The following is a 20,494-nucleotide window of genomic DNA, read 5'->3' on the forward strand; positions in this document are numbered from 1 at the left end:
GGGTCGATCGGTGCTGGTCCTGCTGGCGGTGCACGCCGCGGCCGCGCTGGTCGCGCCCCTGCTCGTGCGGTCCCTCGGGCGCACCGCCTTCGTCGGACTGGCACTCGTCCCGGCCGCCGCCTCCGCCTGGATCCTGACGCAGCTGCCGGGCGTGCTCGCCGGGCGTGCGGTGGCCGAGGGGTTCACCTGGATCCCGGCGCTCGGGGTCGACGTGGCGTTCCGGCTCGACCCGCTCTCGGCGCTGTTGTCCCTGCTCGTCACCGGCGTCGGCGCGCTCGTGGTCCTCTACTGCGCGCGCTACTTCACGCCGTCGTCGGGCGGGCTGCCGCGCTTCGCCGGGGTGCTGCTCGCCTTCGCCGGGGCGATGCTCGGGCTCGTCTGGGCCGACGACGTCGTCGTGCTCTACGTCTGCTGGGAACTGACGACGATCTTCTCGTTCCTGCTCGTCGGGCAGGACGCCCACAAGCGGGCGAGCCGCGCGGCCGCCATGCAGGCGCTCACCGTCACCGCGGCGGGCGGCCTGACGATGCTCGTCGGGCTCGTGATCCTCGCCGAGGCCGCGGGCTCCTACCGGCTCTCCGCGATCGTCGCCGCGGGGCCGTCGCTGGGCGGGGCGGCGGTGACGGCGGGGGTCGTCTGCGTGCTCGTCGGCGCGCTCTCCAAGTCCGCGCTGATCCCTTTCCACTTCTGGCTGCCGTCGGCGATGGCCGCACCGACCCCGGTCAGTGCGTTCCTGCACGCCGCGGCGATGGTCAAGGCGGGCGTCTACCTCGTGCTGCGCCTCGCGCCCGGCTTCGCGGCGGACCCCGGCTGGCGGCCCGTGATCGCGATCGCGGCGGGCCTGACGATGCTGCTGGGCGGGATCGTCGCCGCCCGCCAGACCGACCTCAAGCTGCTCCTGGCGCACGGCACGGTCTCGCAGCTCGGCTTCATGATCCTGCTCGCCGGCGCGGGCACCCGCGACGCCGCGCTCGCCGCCGCGGCCCTCGTCGTCGCGCACGCTCTCTTCAAGTCCGCGCTCTTCCTCACCGTCGGCGTGATCGACCGCTGCGCCGGGACCCGTGACCTGCGGGAGCTGTCCGGGCTGGGCCGCCGCGCCCCCGTGCTGGCGGTGGTCGGGACGTTGGCCGCGGCCTCGATGGCGGGCATCCCGCCGCTGTTCGGGTTCGTGACGAAGGAGGGCGCGTTCGAGGCGTTCCTCCACCGCGCCTACGGGCCGTGGGCCGGGGTGCTGCTCGCCGTCGTCGTGCTGGGCTCGGTCCTCACCGTCGCCTACAGCGCGCGGTTCGTCCTCGGCGCCTTCACCGACGTGTTCACCACCGACGCCCGCCACACGTGGATCCGGCCCGGGGTGCTGTTCCTGGCGTCGCCGGTGGTGTTGGGCCTCGCGTCGCTCGCCGCCGGGTTCGCCCTCGGCGTCGTCACCCCGCTGCCCACCGCCTACGCCGACACGCTCGTGGCGAGCTATCCGACGTCACTGGAGCTCACGCTCTGGCCGGGACCGACCCTCGCGTTCGGGCTCTCCGTGCTCGCGATCGTGCTCGGCCTCCTGCTGGCCCTGCCCCGGGTGATCGAGCCGCTCTCCCGGTTCCGGCCGCTCCACGCGATCCGCTCCGAGGTGACGTGGCGGGCGCTCGTGCACGCCGTGGAGAAGGGGGCCCTGCGCGTCACCGTGCAGACCCAGCGCGGGTCGCTGGCGGTGGTGCTCTGCACGATCCTGGGCGTCCTGCTGCTCGGGCCGGGTGTCGTCCTGGTCGCGAGCGGCGCCCTCGGCGAGATCCGTGTCGACCGGTTCGCCGACTCCCCGGCCCAGGTCGTCGCGGCGGTCGTCGCCGTCGTCTCGACGGTCGCCGCCGCGCGGGCGAAGCGCCGGCTCGCGGCGGTGCTGCTGGTGGGCGGGCTCGGCTACGCCGTCGCCGTGATCTTCGCGCTCGCCGGTGCCCCGGACGTCGCGCTGACGCAGGCGCTCGTGGAGACGATGACCCTCGTCGTCGTGGTCCTCGTGCTGCGGCGGCTACCCGCCGACATCACCGAGCACCACACCCCGCGGCGCCGCTGGGCCCGCCTCGCGATCGCCGTCCCGATCGGCGTGCTCGTCGCCCTGCTCGGCGCCACCGCCCTCGGGTCGCGCACCGCCGAGCCGGTCTCCCGCGCGTTCCCGTCGCAGGCCTACGACTTCGGGGCCGGGCAGAACGTCGTCAACGTGACCCTCGTCGACATCCGCGCCTGGGACACCATCGGCGAGCTGTCCGTGCTCCTCGCCGCCGCCACGGGCGTCGCCAGCCTGGTCTTCCTCGACCGGCGCACCGGCACGCCCCCGGGAGCCCGACGACGACGCCGGGCGCCGGTGGGGCCCGGCCCGGTCGCCGGCTCGGGGTGGCTGCGCGGTCCGACGCTCGAGCGGCTGGCCCGCCGGCTGCGCCCCGGCCCGCGGGTCACCGAGCGGACCCTGCTCCTCGAGGTGATCACCCGTCTCGTCTTCCCGACGATCATGGTGCTGTCGATCTACTTCCTGTTCGCCGGGCACAACGCGCCCGGCGGCGGCTTCGCGGGAGGCCTGCTCGCGGGGCTGGCGCTCGTCGTGCGCTACGTCGCCGGCGGACGCTACGAGCTGGGCGAGGCCGCCCCCGTCGAGGCCGGGACCCTGCTCGGCACCGGCCTGCTCCTGGCCGGGCTCTCCGGTGCGCTCGGGCTCGTGCTCGGCGGCGAGGTGCTGCAGACCTACGTGCTCGAGGGCGACGTCCCGGTGCTCGGCCACGTCAAGTTCGTGTCGTCGCTGCTCTTCGACGTCGGCGTCTACCTCATCGTCGTGGGCCTGGTGCTCGACATCCTGCGCAGCCTCGGCGCGGAGCTCGACCGCCTCGGCGACACCCCCGGGCCCTCGAACTCGCCCACCCGCCCCTCCGGCCAGGAGGTGCGCGCGTGAGCTCCTCGGTCCTGCTCGTCGCTCTGATCGCGATCCTCTACACCGCGGGCGTCTACCTCCTGCTCGACCGCAGCCTGACCCGCGTGCTGCTCGGCGTGCTGGTACTGGGCAACGCCACGAACCTGCTGGTGATCTCGGCCGGCGGGCCCTTCGGCGCCGCCGCGCTCGTGGGCCGCGCGCCCGAGTCGACGATGAGCGACCCGCTCGTGCAGGCGCTGGTGCTCACGGCCATCGTCATCACCCTCGGCGTGGCCGCGTTCCTGCTCTCGATCATCCACCGCACCTGGACGCTGGACCAGGAGGACGACCTGACGGTCGACACCGAGGACCGGTCGGTGCGGCGCCGCCTGGAGCGCGACGAGCAGATCGACGAGGACGAGTTCGACACCACCGGGTGCGAGCAGACCTCCGACACCGACGACGACCGGACCGAGCGCTCGGGGGCCCAGGCGTGAACCCGGCCGCCACCCTGGTGGAGAGCCTGCTCCCGCTCCCCGTCCTGCTGCCGCTGCTCGGCGCCGGCGCCGCCCTCGTGCTCTCGGGCCGCCCGACGCTGCAGCGGTGGGTCTCGGTCGGGGTGCTGTCGGCCGTCGTCGCGATCGCCGCCGTCCTCGTGGCGGGAGCCGCCGAGCGCCCCCGGGTGGTCACCGTCGGGTCCTGGCCCGCACCGCTGGGCATCACGCTCGTGGCCGACCAGCTCTCGACGATCATGCTGCTGACGTCGATGACGGTGACGCTGCTGGTGCTCCTCTACGCCATCGGGCAGGGCACCTCCGACGACGACTCCCGCACCCCGGTCTCGATCTTCCACCCGACCTACCTGGTGCTGGCCGCCGGCGTCGCGAACGCCTTCCTCTCCGGGGACCTGTTCAACCTGTACGTCGGGTTCGAGGTCCTGCTGATGGCGAGCTACGTCCTGCTGACCCTCGGCGGCACCCGCTCCCGCGTGCGGGCGGGGCTGACCTACGTCGTCGTCAACGTGGTGTCATCGCTGGTCTTCCTCGTCGGGATCGCGCTGGTGTACGCGGCGGTGGGCACGCTGAACCTCGCCCAGATCGCCGAGCGGATGGCCGCCGTCGCGCCGGGCACGCAGCTGACGATCCACCTCGTCCTGCTCACCGCCTTCGGCATCAAGGCCGCGGTGTTCCCGCTCTCGGCGTGGCTGCCCGACTCCTACCCGACCGCGGCCGCGCCGGTGACCGCGGTCTTCGCCGGCCTGCTCACGAAGGTCGGCGTGTACTCGATCATCCGCACGCAGACGCTGCTGTTCCCGGGAGACCACGTGGCCCGCGACGTCCTGCTGGTCGCAGCTCTCGCGACGATGGTGATCGGTGCGCTGGGCGCGATCGCGCAGGACGACATCAAGCGCGTGCTCTCGTTCACCCTCGTCAGCCACATCGGCTACATGATCTTCGGGGTGGCGCTCGCGACCCCGGCCGGCGTGGGCGCGGCGATCTTCTACGTCGTCCACCACATCACCGTGCAGGCCACGCTGTTCTGCGTCGCCGGGCTCGTCGAACGCGTCGGCGGGTCGACCTCCACGACGCGGCTCGCCGGGCTGGCGGCTGCGAGCCCGCTGCTCGCGGTCCTGTACTTCGTCCCGGCGATCAACCTCGGCGGCATCCCACCGCTGTCGGGCTTCGTCGGGAAGCTGGGGCTCATCGAGGCGGGCGTGCAGGACGGGTCCGTGCTCGCCTGGTTCCTCGTGGGCGGCGCGGTGCTGACCAGCCTGCTGACGCTCTACGCGATGGCCAAGGTGTGGGTGCTGGCCTTCTGGCGCCCGCGCGACCAGCTGCCGGTCGAGCACCCCGAGGACGCCGAGGTCAACGACCTCGACCTCGCCGACGACCCCGACCGGCGCTACCCGGTGATGATCGGGGCCGGTCGCGGGCGGGCCGACGCCGAGTCCTACTCCGGCGCGCTCCTCGGCGCCGCGCCCGCCGCGGTGTCCGACGAGGAGCGCGAGGCGGTCGCGCTGCCGCGCGCGATGACGGCGGCCACCGGCGCGCTCGTCGCGGTGGGGCTCGCGCTAACGGTGTTCGCCGGGCCGCTCTACTCGTTGACCGACCGGGCGGCGGCCGACCTCACGGCCCGCACGCCGTACATCGACGCGGTGTTCGGGCAGACCGTCGACACGCGGGTGGCCCGGTGAGCGGCGAGCAGCGCGGCGTCTTCGGCCGCCGTCCCCGCGTGCTGCGCGTGCTCTGGCTGACCCTGGTGTGGGTGCTGCTCTGGGGCACGTTCTCGTGGGCCAACCTGCTCGGCGGGTTCGTCGTCGCCGTGCTGGTGCTCGTGCTGTTCCCGCTGCCCGCGGTGACCACCGGGGGGCAGCTGCGCCCCGTCGCCCTGCTCCGGGTGGTCCTCGACGTCGGCCGGGACCTGGCCGTCTCGAGCGTGCAGGTGGCCTGGCAGTCGGTCCGGCCGGGCCCCCCGCCGCGCAGCTCCATCGTCGCCGTCGGGATCTCCGACGACTCCGAGCTCCTCACCGCGATGCTCGTCGAGTGCCTCTCGCTCGTGCCGGGCAGCGTGGTCGTCGACGCGTCGGCCGAGGAACGGACGCTGTGGGCCCACGTGCTCGGCGCGGACGACGACGCCGCCGTCGAGCGCTTCCGCGCCCAGGTCGCCCGGCTCGAGGCCGACCTGCTGCGGGTCGGCGTGCACCGGGTGAGGGTCGAGCCCGCGAGCTCCGGTCGCGCCGAGGCCGGCACCGACCCGCGGGACGACCCCGAACCGGCCGAGCACCGGCCGCACGACAGCGTGCCCTCCAGGGAGGCCGGCCCATGAGCCTCGCCGCGATCCTGCTCACCGTGGCCCTCGGGATCCTCGGGCTGAGCCTGCTGCTCGTCCTCGGCCGCTTCGTGCTCGGGCCGTCCGCGCTCGACCGGCTCGTGGCCCTCGACGCGCTCGTCGCCGTCATCATGTGCGGGCTGATGGCCCAGGTGGCCCTGTCGCGCGACTCCGCCGTGGTCCCGACGATCGTCGCGGTCTCCCTCGTGGGCTTCCTCGGCTCGTCGACCGTGGCGCGGTTCGTCGGGCGGCGGCGGTCGGGTTCCGGGGGTGACGCGTGAGCGCGTTCCTCGACGTCCTCGGCGCCGTCCTCGTCCTGCTCGGCGCGCTGCTCGCCCTCGCCGCCGCGATCGGGCTGCTGCGCCTGCCCGACGTGCTCTCCCGGATGCACGCCGCGACCAAGCCGCAGACCGCCGGGCTCGTCCTCGTCGTCATCGGGTCCGCGCTGTCGCTCCGCACGAGCGTGGACACGTGGATGCTCGTGCTCGTCGGCGTGTTCCAGCTGATCACCGCGCCCGTCACCGCCCACCTGGTGGGCCGGCTGGCCTACCGCTCCGGCGGCGTCCGCGAGGACCTGCTGTACCGGGACGACCTGGCCGACCGCGAGGACGACCCCGCCCGCTGACACCGCTCGCGAGGTGTCCGTCAGGCAGGCACCACGGCCGGCGGGCTGCCTCAGCGGACGGCCGGCCGTGCGAGACCGGTGTGAGGTCCCGCGACCGGGGTGGCCGCTCGCCCCGTCCCGTCCCCCGGACGGCGCACCGCACCGCCTCCGGCAGGCCCCCTCGCGGATCCCCTCTCTACCGTGGACGGGGTGAACGACGTGCGCGCGACGGTGGGCGCCAGGGCCCGCTCGTTGTACGACGCCGCGCGGACGGCCTGGGAGGTCACCCGCACCGCGGTCGCGCCCGTCGTGCGGCGGGCACCGGAGATCGTCGTGGGCGTCGGGCTCGTGCTGAGCGTGCTCGCCGTGCTGGTCCTGGTGGGCGCCGCGCGCAACGACGCGGCGATCTCGGCCGACCAGGGCACGGCGGTCGCGGAGGTGCTCGACGGCGGCGACGTCGGGCACACCTTCATCCGCTTCACGGCGTCCGACGGGGCCGTCCTCACCCCCGACACCGGCGTGCTCTACCCGCGTGGCCTCGAGCCCGGCAACTACGTGATCGTGGAGTACGACCGCTCGAAGCCGGAGCTCGTGCGGGTCGCCGGCCGGTCCTGGACCGAGGGGCTGGGGCCGGTCGCGCTCGGGATCGTCGGGCTGTGGGTCGTGCTCGGCCCGACGGCGTGGGCGCTGGCCCGTCGGCGGAAGGGGCGGGCCGAGGACGGGACGACCCCGCGGCCCGACGGCGACGTGACGCCGGACCGCGAGCCGGTCGGCGCGCTGCGATGATCGCCTGATGCCCAGCCGCGCCGGTCTCGACCGTGATCCCTCCGCCGTCGCCCGCATGTTCGACGGTGTGGCGGCGCGCTACGACGTCACCAACACGGTGCTCTCCTTCGGCCGGGACCGGGCCTGGCGACGGGCCACGCGCGAGGCGCTGACGATCGGCCCGGGGGACGTCGTCCTCGACATCGCCGCCGGCACCGGCGTGTCCACCGTCGAGCTCGCGCACACCGGGGCGACGTGCCTGGCCGCGGACTTCTCGCTGGGCATGCTGCAGGCGGGCCGGGCCGAGCGCCTGGGGGACGCAGCGCAGCGGGGCTCGACCCGCGGAGATGTCGTCCCCTACCTCGCCGCCGACGCGATGGCGCTCCCGCTGCCCGACGCGTCCGTCGACGCCGTCGTCATGTCGTTCGGGCTGCGCAACGTCGTGGAACCGGACGCCGCCCTCGCGGAGTTCGCGCGGGTCACGAAGCCCGGCGGCACGCTCGCGATCTGCGAGTTCTCGACCCCGACGTGGGCACCGTTCCGCCGCGTCTACACCGACTATCTGATGCGGGCCCTGCCCCGGGTGGCGCGGGCGGTCAGCTCGAACCCCGACGCGTACGTCTACCTCGCCGAGTCGATCCGGGCGTGGCCCGACCAGCCCGCCCTCGCGCGGCGCATCACCGCCGCCGGGTGGCGTGCGGTCAGCTGGCGCGACCTCACCGGCGGGATCGTCGCGCTCCACACCGCCGTCCGGTAATCCCGTCCCGCCGTCGTCCGCACCCGGATGACCAGCACGGACGGGCCCGGATCCGGACAGCCCCGAGATCAAACCCGGATCCACCGGGCGTGTCGCACGCGACATGCCTAGACTCGTCCCCGCCGGAGCTAGTGAACGATTTCACAAGGGGTGTCCCACGGTGTCCGCTCACCACCACGAGCGCACCCGGCGTCGCGTCGGGGGTGCCGACTGCGCGGCCGACGTGCTCGTGGTCGGTGCCGGTCCGGCCGGAGCCACCGCCGCCACGCACCTCGCGCGCGCCGGGCTCGACGTGCTCGTGCTGGAGAAGGCGACGTTCCCGCGCGAGAAGGTCTGCGGCGACGGGCTGACCCCGCGGGCCGTCAAGCAGCTGATCGACCTCGGGATCGACACCCGCCCCGAGGCCGGCTGGCTGCACAACAAGGGGCTGCGGGTCTACGGCGCGGGCCTGTCGGTGGACCTCGACTGGCCCGACCTCACGAGCTTCCCGCCCTACGGCATGGTCCGACCCCGCCGCGACTTCGACCAGCTGCTCGCCGACCACGCCCGCGCCTCGGGCGCCCGCATCCAGGAGCAGACCTCCGTCACCGGCGCGCTGACCGACGAGCGGACCGGCCGGGTGATCGGGGTCGAGGCCCGGCGCGGGCCGGAACGCGAGCCGGTCACCTACCGCGCGCCGCTCGTGATCGCGTGCGACGGCGTCGGGGCGCGGACGGCGCTCTCGCGCGGCATCGCCAAGCGCGACGACCGCCCGCTCGGCGTCGCGGTCCGCCGGTACTACACCAGCCCGAAGAGCACGGACGACTACCTCGAGACCCACCTCGAGCTGACCGACGGTCGCGGCGGGCTGCTGCCCGGGTACGGCTGGGTGTTCGGCATGGGCGACGGGACGGCGAACGTCGGGCTCGGCATCCTCGACCGGACCAACGCCGGCGCCGGGGCCAACTACCGCGCCACGCTGCGCGCCTGGTGCGACACGCTGCCCGACGGGTGGGGTCTGCGTGAGGAGAACGCGGTGAACGAGATCGGCGGCGCCGCGCTGCCGATGGGCTTCAACCGCACGCCGGTGTACGCCGACGGGCTGCTGCTCGTCGGGGACGCCGGCGGCATGGTCAACTCGTTCAACGGCGAGGGCATCGCCTACGCCATGCAGTCGGCGGCGCTGGCCGCGGAGGCCGCCGTCCAGGCGCTCGCCCGGCCCGAGGGCCCGTCGCGGGAGCGGGCGCTCGCCGGCTACCCGGAGGCGGTCCGCGCGGAGCTCGCCAGCTACTACCGGCTCGGCAACCGCTTCGCGCACGCGCTGCGCCACCCCTGGCTCGTGCAGGCCACGGCCCGCCACGGCCTCCCCCGACGACGGGTCATGGCGTTCCTGCTCAAGCTGCTCGCCAACCTGCACGACGGCCGCGACGGCGACGCCTCCGACCGCCTGCTCGAGGTGCTGCTGCGGCTCACCCCGGCACTGCCGGAGGCGGCGCCCACCCGACTGCGCCGACCCACCTCACCGACCCGACCCGGCGTCGGGAAGGAGACCGCCGCATGACCAGCCCGTGAGCCCGGACTAAGGCCACCCTCACCCCGCCGACGTTCGTCCTCCCTCCGTAGGGTCGGCGTCCGTCCGCCGGGGGTGACGCCGGACACCGGATCCACGGTGTCGCAGACCACCGAGCAGTTGTCTCGAACACCACCGAGCAGGAGGTTCCCCCGATGCAGGGCAGCGCGGGACTCACCGCATACGTCCCCCTCATCGCCATGTTCGTGCTCGCGGGCGGGTTCGCCCTGTTCTCGGTGACCGCCGCCCCCTACATCGGCCCGCGGCGCTACAACCGGGCGAAGCTCGACACCTACGAGTGCGGGATCGAACCGTCGCCGCAGCCCGTGGTCGGCGGCGGCCGCGTGCCGGTCGCCTACTACCTCACGGCGATGCTGTTCATCCTCTTCGACATCGAGATGGTGTTCCTCTACCCGTTCGTGATCAACATCGATGCGCTCGGCCTGTTCGGGCTGGTCGAGATCGTGCTCTTCATCGGGACCGTCGCCTTCGCCTACGCGTACGTGTGGCGACGCGGCGGCCTGGACTGGACGTAGGGAAGCGGTAGGGAATCGCATGGGACTCGAGGAGAAGCTGCCGAACGGCATCCTGCTGGCCACCGTCGAGGGACTGGTCAACTGGACCCGTAAGGCCTCGCTCTGGCCGGCCACCTTCGGGCTGGCCTGCTGCGCGATCGAGATGATGACGTCGGGCGCGCCGCGCTACGACCTCGGCCGCTTCGGCATGGAGGTCTTCCGCCCCAGCCCCCGGCAGGCCGACCTGATGATCGTGGCGGGTCGTGTCACCAACAAGATGGCGCCGGTCCTGCGCCAGATCTACGACCAGATGGCCGAGCCCCGCTGGGTGCTCGCCATGGGCGTGTGCGCCTCGTCGGGCGGCATGTTCAACAACTACGCCGTGGTGCAGGGCGTGGACCACGTGGTGCCCGTCGACATGTACCTGCCCGGCTGCCCGCCGCGGCCGGAGATGCTCATCGACGCGATCCTCAAGCTGCACCAGAAGATCCAGGTCGAGCCGCTGGGGCCGGTCCGGGCGCAGCTGGCCGCCGAGCGCCGCGCCCAGGGCGAGACGCTCGAGCTGCTGCCCTCGTCCGTCAAGTACGGGCGGGAGTAGCCGTGGCCGACGACGAGAAGCAGCCCGGCGTCCCCCCGACCGGGACCGGTGGGGCGTCCGGCCCGACCGGCGCGACGCCCGGATCCTCCGAGCACAGCGAGCCCGGTGCGGTCGCGTTCTCCCCGGTCGAGCAGCACCGCCCCCACGCGCCGACGGTCACCGGCCGCCACCGCGAGGGCATGTTCGGCATCCACGGCTCGGGCGACACCTCGGGCTTCGGCGGCCTCCGGCTGCCCGCCTACGCCCCGGCCCCGGCCGAGCGGCCCTACGGCGGCTGGTTCGACGAGGTGGTCGACGAGACCGCGGCGGCGCTCGAGGAGGGCGGCCTCGTCGCCTTCGACGAGGCCGTGCCGCAGGTGACCGTCGACCGCGGCGAGATGACCTGGTACGTCGCCCGCGACCACCTGCCGACGCTCGCGACGCTCCTGCGCGACGACGCGGCGCTGCGCTTCGAGTTCTGCTCCGGGGTGTCCGGGGTGGACTACGGCGAGGACGTGCCGCAGCAGCTGCACGTCGTGGTGCAGCTGCTCTCCATGACCTACCGGCGGCGGCTGCGGCTCGAGGTGTGCCTCGACGTCGAGGACGCGCGCTGCCCCTCGCTCGTGCCGGTCTACCCGACGGCGGACTGGCACGAGCGCGAGACCTGGGACATGTTCGGGATCGTCTTCGACGGCCACCCGAGCCTGACCCGGATCCTCATGCCGGACGACTGGAACGGCCACCCCCAGCGCAAGAGCTACCCGCTGGGCGGCATCCCGGTCGAGTACAAGGGCGCCGAGATCCCGCCGCCCGACCAGCGGAGGGCCTACACGTGACCGACCTCGACGACTCCGTCACCGACCACACCGTCACCGACCCCTACGCCGCGTCGTCCCGCGAGACCACCGAGGGCACCGTCTACACCGTCACCGGCGGTGACTGGGACGAGCTCGTCGACGAGTCGACCGGCGACGAGCGCATCGTCATCAACATGGGGCCGCAGCACCCGTCCACGCACGGCGTGCTGCGCCTCGTGCTGGAGATCTCCGGCGAGACCGTCACCGACGTGCGGCTGGTGATCGGCTACCTGCACACCGGGATCGAGAAGAACTGCGAGTACCGCACCTGGACCCAGGGCGTCACCTTCGTGACCCGGTGCGACTACCTCGCGCCGCTGTTCACCGAGACCGCCTACTGCATGTCGGTCGAGCGCCTGCTCGGCATCGAGGTGCCGACGCGGGCGCAGGTCATCCGCGTCATGCTCATGGAGATCAACCGGATCGGCTCGCACCTCGTGGCGCTGGCCACCGGCGGGATGGAGCTCGGCGCGCTCACCGGGATGACCAACGGGTTCCGGGAGCGCGAGGAGGTGCTGCACCTGCTCGAGTTCCTCACCGGCCTGCGCATGAACCACGCGTTCATCCGCCCCGGCGGCGTCGTGCAGGACCTCCCCGACGGCGCCGAGAAGCGGATCCTCGAGTTCTGCGACGTCATGGACTCCCGGCTCCCCGGGTTCCACCAGCTGCTCACCGGCAACGCCATCTGGCAGCAGCGCCTCGTCGGGATCGGCTACCTGCCGCTCGACGGCTGCCTCTCGCTCGGCGTCACCGGCCCGATCCTGCGCTCCGCGGGCCTGGCCTGGGACCTCCGCAAGGTCGACCCCTACCTCGGCTACGAGCAGTACGACTTCGAGGTGCCGACCGACACGGCGGCCGACTCCTTCGCCCGCTACAAGCTGCGGGTCGAGGAGATGCACCAGTCGCTGCGGATCGTCCGGCAGTGCGTCGAGGCGCTCGAGCCCGGCCCGGTGATGGTCCAGGACGCGAAGATCGCGTGGCCGGCCAAGCTGTCGGTCGGCGCGGACGGCATGGGCAACTCGCTCGAGCACGTCCGGCAGATCATGGGCCAGTCGATGGAATCCCTGATCCACCACTTCAAGCTGGTCACCGAGGGCTTCAAGGTGCCGCCGGGGCAGGCGTACGTGCCGATCGAGTCGCCGCGCGGCGAGCTCGGCGCCCACCTCGTCTCCGACGGCGGGACGCGCCCGCTGCGCGTGCACCTGCGCGAGCCCAGCTTCGTCAACCTGCAGGCCGCGCCGGCGATGTGCGAGGGCGGGATGGTCTCCGACGTCATCGCCGCGCTGGCGAGCCTCGACCCCGTGATGGGGGGCTGCGACCGATGACCACGCACGTGAACCCGGCCCTCACCCCGACCGACGCCGAGCGTCCCCGGATGCGTCCCGACACCGACGTCGACCTCTCGGTGTTCGACGGCCAGCGCGAGCGGGCCGCGGCGATCGTGGCACGCTACCCGGAGCCGCGGTCGGCGCTGCTGCCGCTGCTGCACCTCGTGCAGTACGTGGAGGGCCACGTCAGCCGCGCCGGCGTCGCGTTCTGCGCCGACATCCTCGACATCACGCCCGCCGAGGTCTCGGCGGTCGCGACGTTCTACACGATGTACAAGCGCGAGCCGGTCGGCGAGCACCTGGTGAGCGTCTGCACCAACACGCTGTGCGCGGCGCTCGGCGGCGACGACATCTACGCCGCGGTGCGCGAGCGGCTCGGCGGCATCGGCCACGAGGAGACGGCGTGGCCCCCCGGCGAGGCCGGGACGTCGGGGGAGCCCGGTGCCCCGGGCAGCCTCACCATCGAGCACGCCGAGTGCCTCGCGGCCTGCGACCTCGCGCCCGTGCTCACCGTGAACTACGAGTTCTACGACCGGCAGACGGTGGACAGCGCCGTCGGGATCATCGAGGCGCTGCAGCGGGGGGAGAAGCCGCACCCGACCCGCGGCGCCCCGCTGACCGACTTCCGGCGCATCGAGCTGCTCCTCGCCGGGTTCTTCGACGACCCCGAGGTCGGCGGGGCGGCGGCCAACGCCGGCCCGAGCGCCGACGAGGCCACGCTGCGCGGCGCCACCCTCGCCGAGGAGCGGGGCTGGACCGCGCCCCCGATGCCCGACGCCTCCCCCGACCGCCCCACCGAAGCCGTCGACCTCCCTGGAGGTGCCTCGTGAGCGAGCCCAACGGAACCCCCGAGGAGTACCGCCCCGACCCCCTCACGCCGGTCCTCACCCGGCGGTGGCTGCTGCCCGAGTCGTGGACGCTGCGCCACTACGCCGAGCTCGGCGGCTACGAGGCCATGCGCCAGGCGTTCGCCATGGCGCCGGCCGACATCGTGACGCTGGTCAAGGACTCCGGCCTGCGCGGCCGCGGCGGCGCCGGCTTCCCGACGGGCATGAAGTGGAGCTTCATCCCGCAGCCGAAGCCGGGCGAGGAGCCGACCGAGGCCACCAAGGACGCCCCGCAGTTCAAGCCGAAGTACCTCGTCATCAACGCCGACGAGGGCGAGCCGGGCACCTGCAAGGACACCCCGCTGATGATGGCCGACCCGCACAGCCTCATCGAGGGCTGCATCATCACGGCCTACGCGATCCGGGCGAACTTCTGCGCGATCTACATCCGCGGCGAGATCGTCCACGCCATCCGCCGGCTGCACTTCGCGGTCCAGGAGGCCTACGCGGCGGGCCACCTCGGGAAGGACATCCACGGCAGCGGGTTCGACCTCGACATCGTGGTGCACGCCGGCGCCGGCGCGTACATCTGCGGCGAGGAGACCGCGCTGCTCGACTCGCTCGAGGGGCGCCGCGGCCAGCCGCGGCTCAAGCCGCCGTTCCCCGCGACGGCGGGGCTCTACGCGGCCCCGACGGTGGTCAACAACGTCGAGACCATCGCCACGGTGCCCTCGATCGTCGCCGGCGGCAAGGACTGGTTCCGGGCCATGGGCCGCGAGCGCTCGCCCGGCCCGAAGATCTACTCGCTGTCCGGGCACGTGGAGCGCCCCGGGCAGTACGAGGCCCCGCTCGGCACGACGCTGCGCGAGCTGCTCGAGATGGCCGGCGGCATGAAGGACGGCATCCCGCTGAAGTTCTGGACGCCGGGTGGCTCGTCCACGCCGCTGTTCACCGCCGAGCACCTCGACGTGCCGCTGGACTTCGAGGGGGCCGCCGAGGCGGGCTCCATGCTCGGCACCACCGCCGTGATGATCTTCAACGAGACGGTCAGCGTGCCGTGGGCGGTCATGAAGTGGACCGAGTTCTACGAGCACGAGTCCTGCGGCAAGTGCACGCCGTGCCGCGAGGGCAACTACTGGCTCGCCGGGATCCTGCGCCGCATGAACGACGGGCAGGGCACCGAGGAGGACATCGACACCCTCCTCGACGTGTGCTCGAACGTCCTGGGCCGCTCGTTCTGCGCCCTGGGCGACGGCGCCGTCTCGCCGATCACGAGCGGCATCAAGTACTTCCGGCAGGAGTTCCTGGACCTGTGCCAGGCGCAGCCCGCCGCCACCGAACGAGTTCTCGCCGGAGTGCACTGACATGACCCAGGCTCCCGAGCAGGAGGCCCCGCCGGTCCCCGAGGGCCACGTCCGGCTGACGATCGACGGTCGCACCGTCGACGCGCCCAAGGGCGAGATCCTCATCCGGACCTGCGAGCGCCTCGGCATCGTCGTCCCGCGGTTCTGCGACCACCCCCTCCTCGAGCCAGCCGGCGCCTGCCGCCAGTGCCTGGTCGAGGTGGAGATGGGCGGGCGGCCGATGCCGAAGCCGCAGGCCAGCTGCACCATGACCGTCGCCGACGGGATGGTGGTGAAGACGCAGGTCACGTCCGCGGTCGCCGACAAGGCGCAGCAGGGCGTGATGGAGCTGCTGCTCATCAACCACCCGCTGGACTGCCCGATCTGCGACAAGGGCGGCGAGTGCCCCCTGCAGAACCAGGCCATGACCTCGGGGCGGGCGGAGTCGCGCTTCCACGAGCACAAGCGGCACTTCGAGAAGCCGCTGCCGATCTCCGACGAGGTGCTCCTCGACCGCGAGCGGTGCGTGCTCTGCCAGCGCTGCACCCGGTTCTCCGACCAGATCGCCGGTGACCCGTTCATCGAGCTCCTCGAGCGCGGGGCGCACCAGCAGATCGGCACGGAGGAGACGGCCTGGGGCGCCGGCGAGGAGTTCCAGTCCTACTTCTCCGGCAACACCATCCAGATCTGCCCGGTCGGCGCGCTGACCAGCGCCTCCTACCGGTTCCGGTCACGGCCCTTCGACCTGGTCTCCACGCCGGGGCAGTGCGAGCACTGCGCGTCCGGCTGCTCCACCCGGCGCGACTGGCGCCGCGGCGGGGTGACCCGCGTGCTGGCCGGCGAGGACACGACGGTCAACGAGGAGTGGCTCTGCGACAAGGGCCGGTTCGCGTTCCGCTACCCGACCTCGCCGCTGCGGGTGCTGCAGCCGATGGTCCGCGAGGACGGCGTGCTGACCCCGGTCCCGTGGGTGGACGCGCTGGAGCGGGCGGCGACGCTGCTCGCCGACGCACGCGACGGCCGCGGCCCGGCCCGGACCGGTGAGGACGGCGAGGAGCTCGCGCCCAAGCGGGGCGTCGGGGTGCTGCCCGGCGGCCGGCTGGCCGTCGAGGACGCCTACGCCTACGCCAAGTTCGCGCGCGTGGCGCTGCGCACCAACGACGTCGACCAGCGGGCCCGGACGCACTCCGACGAGGAGCTCGACTTCCTCGCCGGGCACGTCGCGGGCGTCGCCCCGAGCCACGTCTCCTACGCCCACCTCGAGGCCGCCCGCACCGTGCTGTGCGTGGCGTTCGACCCCGAGGAGGAGTCGCCGATCGTCTTCCTGCGGCTGCGCAAGGCGTCGCGGCACGGCACCCGCGTGGTGCACGTCGGCAGCTGGACCACCCCCGCCGTCGTGAAGACCGGGGGGCACCTGCTCGGCGCGGTGCCGGGCGAGGAGCCCGCGGCGCTGGCCGACCTGCCCGAGGACCTCGCGGCCGCCCTGGCCGCGCCGGGCGCCGTGGTGCTCGTCGGCGAGCGCGCCGCCGAGGTGCCGGGCCTGCTCACCGCGGTGAGCGAGCTCGGCGCGCGGACCGGTGCCCGCATCGCCTGGGTGCCGCGACGGGCCGGGGAGCGCGGCGGCGTGGACGCCGGCGCGCTGCCGACCCTGCTGCCGGGCGCCCGCCGCGTCGACGACGCGGCCGCCCGCGAGGCGGTCGCCGAGATCTGGGGCGTGCCGACGCTGCCCGAGCGGCCCGGCCGCGACCTCACCGCCATGCTCACCGCCGCCCGCGACGGCGAGCTCGCCGGCCTGGTCGTCGGCGGCGTGGAGCTCGCCGACCTGCCCGACCCCGCGCTCGCCCGCGAGGCCCTCGCCGCGGCCGACGTGGTGATCTCGCTCGAGCAGGTGCACTCCGAGGTCACCGAGCACGCCGACGTCGTGCTCCCGGTGGCGCCCGCGGTCAACCGCAGCGGCACCTACCGCAACTGGGAGGGCCGCGACCGTCCCTTCACGACGACCATCGACCCGGGCCAGGGTGGGTCCGGGCGCGTCGGCGGCATCGCCGCGGTGACGCTGCCGGACTGCCGGGTGCTGGACTCGCTCGCCGTCGAGATGGACGTCGACCTGTTCACCCAGACCCCGCAGGCCGCCGCGGCGGAGCTCTCGGAGCTGGGCACGGTCGCGGTGACGCCGTCGACCCCGGCGACGCGCCCGTCGGCGCCGGCCGGCGTCAGCGGTGGCGCACGGCTGACATCCGGGGTCGGCGGTGGCGCACCGCTGACGGACGGCCCACGGGTCCGGCTCGCCACGTGGCGCCAGCTGATCGACGGCGGCGCCCTCCTGGCCGAGGAGAACGACCTGCCCGGCACCGCCCGCCCGGCCCGACTGCGGGTCGCCGCGGCCACCGCCGAGCGGCTCGGCCTCGTCGCGGGCGAACCGGCGCGCGTCGGGGAGACGCTCGACCTCGTCGTCGAGATCGCCGACCTGCCCGAGGACGTCGTCTGGGCGCCCTCGCACATCCCGGTCGCGGGCGGGGTCGTCACGCTCGCCGGGCTCGGGCTCCACCACGGCGGCGCCGTCGAGGTCCGCGGCCCCGGCGCAGGAGCACCCGTCGTCGGGAACGGAGAACCGCAGTGAACCCGCTACCGCCGCCCGGCACCCCCGGGTACACCCAGGCGCTGCTCGCGAACGACCCGCTGTGGCTGACGATCGTCAAGGTCGTCGTGGTGTTCGCGCTGCTGCTGGTCATGACGCTGTTCATGATCTGGCTCGAGCGCCGGGTCGTGGGGCGCATGCAGCAGCGGCCCGGGCCGAACTGGAACGGGCCGTTCGGCCTGCTCCAGTCGCTCGCCGACGGGCTCAAGCTGGCGTTCAAGGAGGACATCCGGCCGGTCCTCGCGGACAAGGCCGTCTTCTTCCTCGCCCCCGTCATCTCGACGATCCCGGCCTTCGTCGCGTTCGCCGTGATCCCGCTCGGCCCCGAGGTCTCGATCTTCGGGCACCACACCGCGCTGCAGGTCGCGGACCTGCCGGTCGGCATCCTCGTCGTGCTGGCCTGCTCCTCGGTCGGGGTCTACGGCATCGTGCTCTCCGGCTGGGCGTCCGGGTCGCCGTACCCGCTGCTCGGGTCGCTGCGCTCCGCCGCGCAGGTCATCTCCTACGAGCTCGCGCTCGGCCTGTCGATCATCGGCGTGGTGCTCTACGCCGGGTCGCTGTCCACCGCCGACATCGTCGCCGCCCAGCAGTCCGGCTGGTACATCTGGCTGCTGCCGGTCAGTTTCATCGTGTTCGCGATCTCGATGGTCGGCGAGACCAACCGCGCGCCGTTCGACCTCCCCGAGGCCGAGTCGGAGCTCGTCGGCGGCTTCCACACCGAGTACTCGTCGCTGAAGTTCGCGCTCTTCTTCCTCGCCGAGTACGTCAACATGGTCACCCTCTCCGCGGTGGCCACGACGCTGTTCCTCGGCGGCTGGATGGCCCCGTGGCCGCTGTCGCTGATCCCCGGCGTGAACTCGGGCTGGCTGCCGGTCGTCTGGTTCATCTCGAAGATGTTCGTGTTCCTGTTCGTCTACATCTGGCTGCGCGGCACGCTGCCCCGCCAGCGCTACGACCAGTTCATGCGGCTCGGCTGGAAGATCCTCATCCCGGTCAGCCTGGTGTGGATCGTCGCGGTGGCCACGCTGCGGGTGCTGCGCAACCAGTACGGCACCATCTCGGCGCCCGTGGTGCTGATGGTCGGCGCGGTCGTGCTCGTGGTGGCGATCGTCGTCGCGCTGATGCTGCCCGACCGGGCGGCCGAGGACGACGGGACCGTCGCCGAGCCACCCGTCGTCGGGACCTATCCCGTGCCGCCGCTGGATCTCACCGTCCCGGCGAGCCCCCCGCGGCGTCGCCGCTCCGTGGCGGGCTCGACGGCCCCGGAGACGGCCGCCGTCGGCTCCGGTCAGAAGGAGGACGCCTGATGGGCATGTTCGACGGCATCGCCGGCTTCGGCGTCACCTTCTCGACGATGTTCAAGAAGGTCGTCACCGAGGAGTACCCGCTGGTCAAGAAGGTGACCGCGCCGCGCTACCACGGCCGCCACCAGCTCAACCGGCACCCGGACGGCCTCGAGAAGTGCGTCGGCTGCGAGCTCTGCGCGTGGGCCTGCCCGGCCGACGCCATCTACGTCGAGGGCGGCGACAACACGCCCGAGGCGCGCTTCTCGCCCGGCGAGCGCTACGGCGCGATCTACCAGATCAACTACCTGCGCTGCATCGGCTGCGGGCTCTGCATCGAGGCGTGCCCGACGCGGTCGCTGACGATGACGAACGAGTACGAGCTCGCCGACGACGACCGGCAGGACCTGATCTACACGAAGGACATGCTCCTCGCCCCGCTGCTGCCGGGCATGGAGCAGCCGCCGCACCCGATGCGCCTCGGGGACGACGAGCAGGACTACTACGTGCAGGGCCCGGAGATGGCGCGGCGCGGCCGCGACCAGGCGGGCGCCGAGGATCTCGACACCGACAACCGCGCCGGCGCGAACGCGCTGCCGGGCGCGGCCCTCGTCGGGAAGGCCCCGGAGGAGAAGCGATGACCACCTCGATCGGCGAGGCCGTCGGGTTCTGGATCCTCGGCCCGGTGGCCCTGGCCGGCGGGCTCGGGATGGTGTTCTCCCGCAACGCCGTGCACTCGGCGCTGTGGCTGGTGCTGACGATGCTGTCGCTCGGGCTCATCTACATGCTGCAGACCGCGCCGTTCCTGGGCTTCACCCAGATCATCGTCTACACCGGCGCGATCATGATGCTGTTCGTCTTCGTGCTGATGATGGTCGGCCGGGACGCCTCGGACTCGGTGGTCGAGGTGCTGCGCGGCCAGCGCGTCGCGGCCGCGGTGCTGGGCATCGGGCTCGCGGGGCTCATGATCGGCGCGGTCGCGCAGTCGGTCGGCGTCCCGCTGACCACCGCGGCCCCGACCGGGTCGAACGTCGGCGGCCTCGGCCTCCTGGTCTTCCAGCGCTACCTGCTCGCGTTCGAGCTGACCTCGGCGCTCATCATCACCGGCGCGGTCGGCGCGATGGTCTACACGTTCGCGGGCCGGGCGAGGTCGAAGGCGATCACGCAGAAGGAGCGGGTCGCCGACCGGCTGCGCGGACCGCTGGAGAAGTACGGCTCGCGGTCGGGCCCCGGCGTCTTCGCGACGGCGGACTCGGTCGCCACCCCGGCGCTGCTGCCGGACGGCTCGGTGGCCCCGGAGTCGCTCTCGGCGATCATCGAGGCGACGGCCCGCGAGCGGCTCGGTCACGCGACCGGGCTCTCCCGCCCCGGCGACGAGCACGACACCGCCGCCCACTCCCACCACGCCGAGCGCGGCGAGATCCAGGGGAGCCAGACGTGAGCCCCACGAACTACCTGCTGCTCTCGGCGCTGCTCTTCTCGATCGGCACCGTCGGGGTGCTGGTGCGCCGCAACGCGATCGTCGTGTTCATGTGCGTCGAGCTCATGCTCAACGCGGTGAACCTGTCGCTGGTCACCTTCTCGCGCATCAACGGCTCGCTCGACGGCCAGGTCATGGCGTTCTTCGTCATGGTCGTCGCGGCCGCGGAGGTCGTCGTCGGCCTCTCGATCATCATGGCCATCTTCCGCACGCGCCGGACCGCCTCGGTCGACGACGCGAACCTCCTCAAGTACTGAC

General features: G+C 73.3%; 20 protein-coding genes. All 20 read left to right on the top strand.

Annotated features, from left to right (window positions below; genetic code table 11):
• The first annotated feature begins 10 nt into the window (after nucleotides 1-10).
• The 20 genes from A3CO_RS0103295 (at nucleotide 11) to nuoK (ending at nucleotide 20,493) form a co-directional block, all read left to right on the top strand.
• Entirely contained in the window at nucleotides 11-2,926 is a 2,916-nt protein-coding gene (locus A3CO_RS0103295) for a Na+/H+ antiporter subunit A (RefSeq protein WP_018330805.1), read from the top strand.
• On the top strand, nucleotides 2,923-3,381 hold the full coding sequence (locus tag A3CO_RS0103300; RefSeq protein ID WP_018330806.1) for a Na(+)/H(+) antiporter subunit C: 459 nt from the start codon (nucleotides 2,923-2,925) through the stop codon (nucleotides 3,379-3,381). The genes A3CO_RS0103295 and A3CO_RS0103300 overlap by 4 nt, the downstream gene beginning before the upstream one ends.
• The gene (locus tag A3CO_RS0103305) at nucleotides 3,378-5,078 is read left to right on the top strand and encodes a Na+/H+ antiporter subunit D (protein ID WP_018330807.1); all 1,701 of its coding nucleotides are present in this window, start codon (nucleotides 3,378-3,380) and stop codon (nucleotides 5,076-5,078) included. The genes A3CO_RS0103300 and A3CO_RS0103305 overlap by 4 nt, the downstream gene beginning before the upstream one ends.
• A complete protein-coding gene (locus tag A3CO_RS29870; RefSeq protein ID WP_018330808.1) occupies nucleotides 5,075-5,710 on the top strand; it encodes a Na+/H+ antiporter subunit E in 636 nt (211 codons plus the stop codon). The genes A3CO_RS0103305 and A3CO_RS29870 overlap by 4 nt, the downstream gene beginning before the upstream one ends.
• Entirely contained in the window at nucleotides 5,707-5,994 is a 288-nt protein-coding gene (locus tag A3CO_RS0103315) for a monovalent cation/H+ antiporter complex subunit F (protein ID WP_018330809.1), read from the top strand. The genes A3CO_RS29870 and A3CO_RS0103315 overlap by 4 nt, the downstream gene beginning before the upstream one ends.
• Nucleotides 5,991-6,338, top strand: a complete 348-nt coding sequence (gene mnhG, locus A3CO_RS0103320; RefSeq protein WP_018330810.1) for a monovalent cation/H(+) antiporter subunit G — start codon at nucleotides 5,991-5,993, stop codon at nucleotides 6,336-6,338. The genes A3CO_RS0103315 and mnhG overlap by 4 nt, the downstream gene beginning before the upstream one ends.
• Nucleotides 6,339-6,527: 189 nt before the next feature.
• Complete coding sequence (locus tag A3CO_RS29875; RefSeq protein ID WP_018330811.1) at nucleotides 6,528-7,103, top strand: DUF3592 domain-containing protein; 576 nt, start codon at nucleotides 6,528-6,530, stop codon at nucleotides 7,101-7,103.
• Between the two features lie 7 nt (nucleotides 7,104-7,110).
• A complete protein-coding gene (locus A3CO_RS0103330; RefSeq protein WP_018330812.1) occupies nucleotides 7,111-7,839 on the top strand; it encodes a demethylmenaquinone methyltransferase in 729 nt (242 codons plus the stop codon).
• Between the two features lie 160 nt (nucleotides 7,840-7,999).
• The gene (locus A3CO_RS0103335; RefSeq protein ID WP_018330813.1) at nucleotides 8,000-9,379 is read left to right on the top strand and encodes a geranylgeranyl reductase family protein; all 1,380 of its coding nucleotides are present in this window, start codon (nucleotides 8,000-8,002) and stop codon (nucleotides 9,377-9,379) included.
• Nucleotides 9,380-9,543: 164 nt separating this feature from the next.
• Nucleotides 9,544-9,924: an NADH-quinone oxidoreductase subunit A gene (locus A3CO_RS0103340; RefSeq protein ID WP_018330814.1), complete on the top strand. Its 381-nt coding sequence runs from the start codon at nucleotides 9,544-9,546 to the stop codon at nucleotides 9,922-9,924.
• Between the two features lie 19 nt (nucleotides 9,925-9,943).
• A complete protein-coding gene (locus A3CO_RS0103345; protein ID WP_018330815.1) occupies nucleotides 9,944-10,501 on the top strand; it encodes a NuoB/complex I 20 kDa subunit family protein in 558 nt (185 codons plus the stop codon).
• Nucleotides 10,502-10,503: 2 nt separating this feature from the next.
• Complete coding sequence (locus A3CO_RS0103350; protein WP_018330816.1) at nucleotides 10,504-11,316, top strand: NADH-quinone oxidoreductase subunit C; 813 nt, start codon at nucleotides 10,504-10,506, stop codon at nucleotides 11,314-11,316.
• The gene (locus tag A3CO_RS0103355; RefSeq protein WP_018330817.1) at nucleotides 11,313-12,662 is read left to right on the top strand and encodes an NADH-quinone oxidoreductase subunit D; all 1,350 of its coding nucleotides are present in this window, start codon (nucleotides 11,313-11,315) and stop codon (nucleotides 12,660-12,662) included. Before A3CO_RS0103350 ends, A3CO_RS0103355 begins: the two co-directional genes overlap by 4 nt.
• Complete coding sequence (nuoE, locus tag A3CO_RS0103360) at nucleotides 12,659-13,495, top strand: NADH-quinone oxidoreductase subunit NuoE (protein WP_018330818.1); 837 nt, start codon at nucleotides 12,659-12,661, stop codon at nucleotides 13,493-13,495. Before A3CO_RS0103355 ends, nuoE begins: the two co-directional genes overlap by 4 nt.
• Entirely contained in the window at nucleotides 13,492-14,856 is a 1,365-nt protein-coding gene (gene nuoF / locus A3CO_RS0103365) for an NADH-quinone oxidoreductase subunit NuoF (protein WP_018330819.1), read from the top strand. Before nuoE ends, nuoF begins: the two co-directional genes overlap by 4 nt.
• A gap of 1 nt (nucleotide 14,857) precedes the next feature.
• Nucleotides 14,858-17,455: an NADH-quinone oxidoreductase subunit G gene (locus A3CO_RS0103370; protein WP_018330820.1), complete on the top strand. Its 2,598-nt coding sequence runs from the start codon at nucleotides 14,858-14,860 to the stop codon at nucleotides 17,453-17,455.
• The gene (gene nuoH / locus A3CO_RS0103375) at nucleotides 17,452-18,780 is read left to right on the top strand and encodes an NADH-quinone oxidoreductase subunit NuoH (RefSeq protein ID WP_018330821.1); all 1,329 of its coding nucleotides are present in this window, start codon (nucleotides 17,452-17,454) and stop codon (nucleotides 18,778-18,780) included. The genes A3CO_RS0103370 and nuoH overlap by 4 nt, the downstream gene beginning before the upstream one ends.
• Nucleotides 18,780-19,397: an NADH-quinone oxidoreductase subunit NuoI gene (nuoI, locus tag A3CO_RS0103380; RefSeq protein ID WP_018330822.1), complete on the top strand. Its 618-nt coding sequence runs from the start codon at nucleotides 18,780-18,782 to the stop codon at nucleotides 19,395-19,397. The genes nuoH and nuoI overlap by 1 nt, the downstream gene beginning before the upstream one ends.
• Complete coding sequence (locus tag A3CO_RS29880) at nucleotides 19,394-20,197, top strand: NADH-quinone oxidoreductase subunit J (protein WP_018330823.1); 804 nt, start codon at nucleotides 19,394-19,396, stop codon at nucleotides 20,195-20,197. The genes nuoI and A3CO_RS29880 overlap by 4 nt, the downstream gene beginning before the upstream one ends.
• Nucleotides 20,194-20,493 carry an NADH-quinone oxidoreductase subunit NuoK gene (nuoK, locus tag A3CO_RS0103390; RefSeq protein ID WP_018330824.1) on the top strand — a complete coding sequence of 100 codons (300 nt, stop codon included), beginning with the start codon at nucleotides 20,194-20,196 and terminating at the stop codon, nucleotides 20,491-20,493. Before A3CO_RS29880 ends, nuoK begins: the two co-directional genes overlap by 4 nt.
• Nucleotide 20,494: the final 1 nt, after the last annotated feature.

This window comes from Actinomycetospora chiangmaiensis DSM 45062 (genome assembly GCF_000379625.1).
Classification (GTDB): Bacteria; Actinomycetota; Actinomycetes; order Mycobacteriales; family Pseudonocardiaceae; genus Actinomycetospora; species Actinomycetospora chiangmaiensis.

Excerpts from the sequence above, each read along its gene's own strand:
- A3CO_RS0103330 (WP_018330812.1), top strand. The coding sequence starts at position 7,111 with ATGCCCAGCCGCGCCGGTCTCGACCGTGATCCCTCCGCCGTCGCCCGC.
- nuoI (WP_018330822.1), top strand. The coding sequence starts at position 18,780 with ATGGGCATGTTCGACGGCATCGCCGGCTTCGGCGTCACCTTCTCGACG.
- nuoE (WP_018330818.1), top strand. The coding sequence starts at position 12,659 with ATGACCACGCACGTGAACCCGGCCCTCACCCCGACCGACGCCGAGCGT.
- A3CO_RS0103315 (WP_018330809.1), top strand. The coding sequence starts at position 5,707 with ATGAGCCTCGCCGCGATCCTGCTCACCGTGGCCCTCGGGATCCTCGGG.
- A3CO_RS0103370 (WP_018330820.1), top strand. The coding sequence starts at position 14,858 with ATGACCCAGGCTCCCGAGCAGGAGGCCCCGCCGGTCCCCGAGGGCCAC.
- A3CO_RS29880 (WP_018330823.1), top strand. The coding sequence starts at position 19,394 with ATGACCACCTCGATCGGCGAGGCCGTCGGGTTCTGGATCCTCGGCCCG.
- A3CO_RS0103345 (WP_018330815.1), top strand. The coding sequence starts at position 9,944 with ATGGGACTCGAGGAGAAGCTGCCGAACGGCATCCTGCTGGCCACCGTC.
- A3CO_RS0103340 (WP_018330814.1), top strand. The coding sequence starts at position 9,544 with ATGCAGGGCAGCGCGGGACTCACCGCATACGTCCCCCTCATCGCCATG.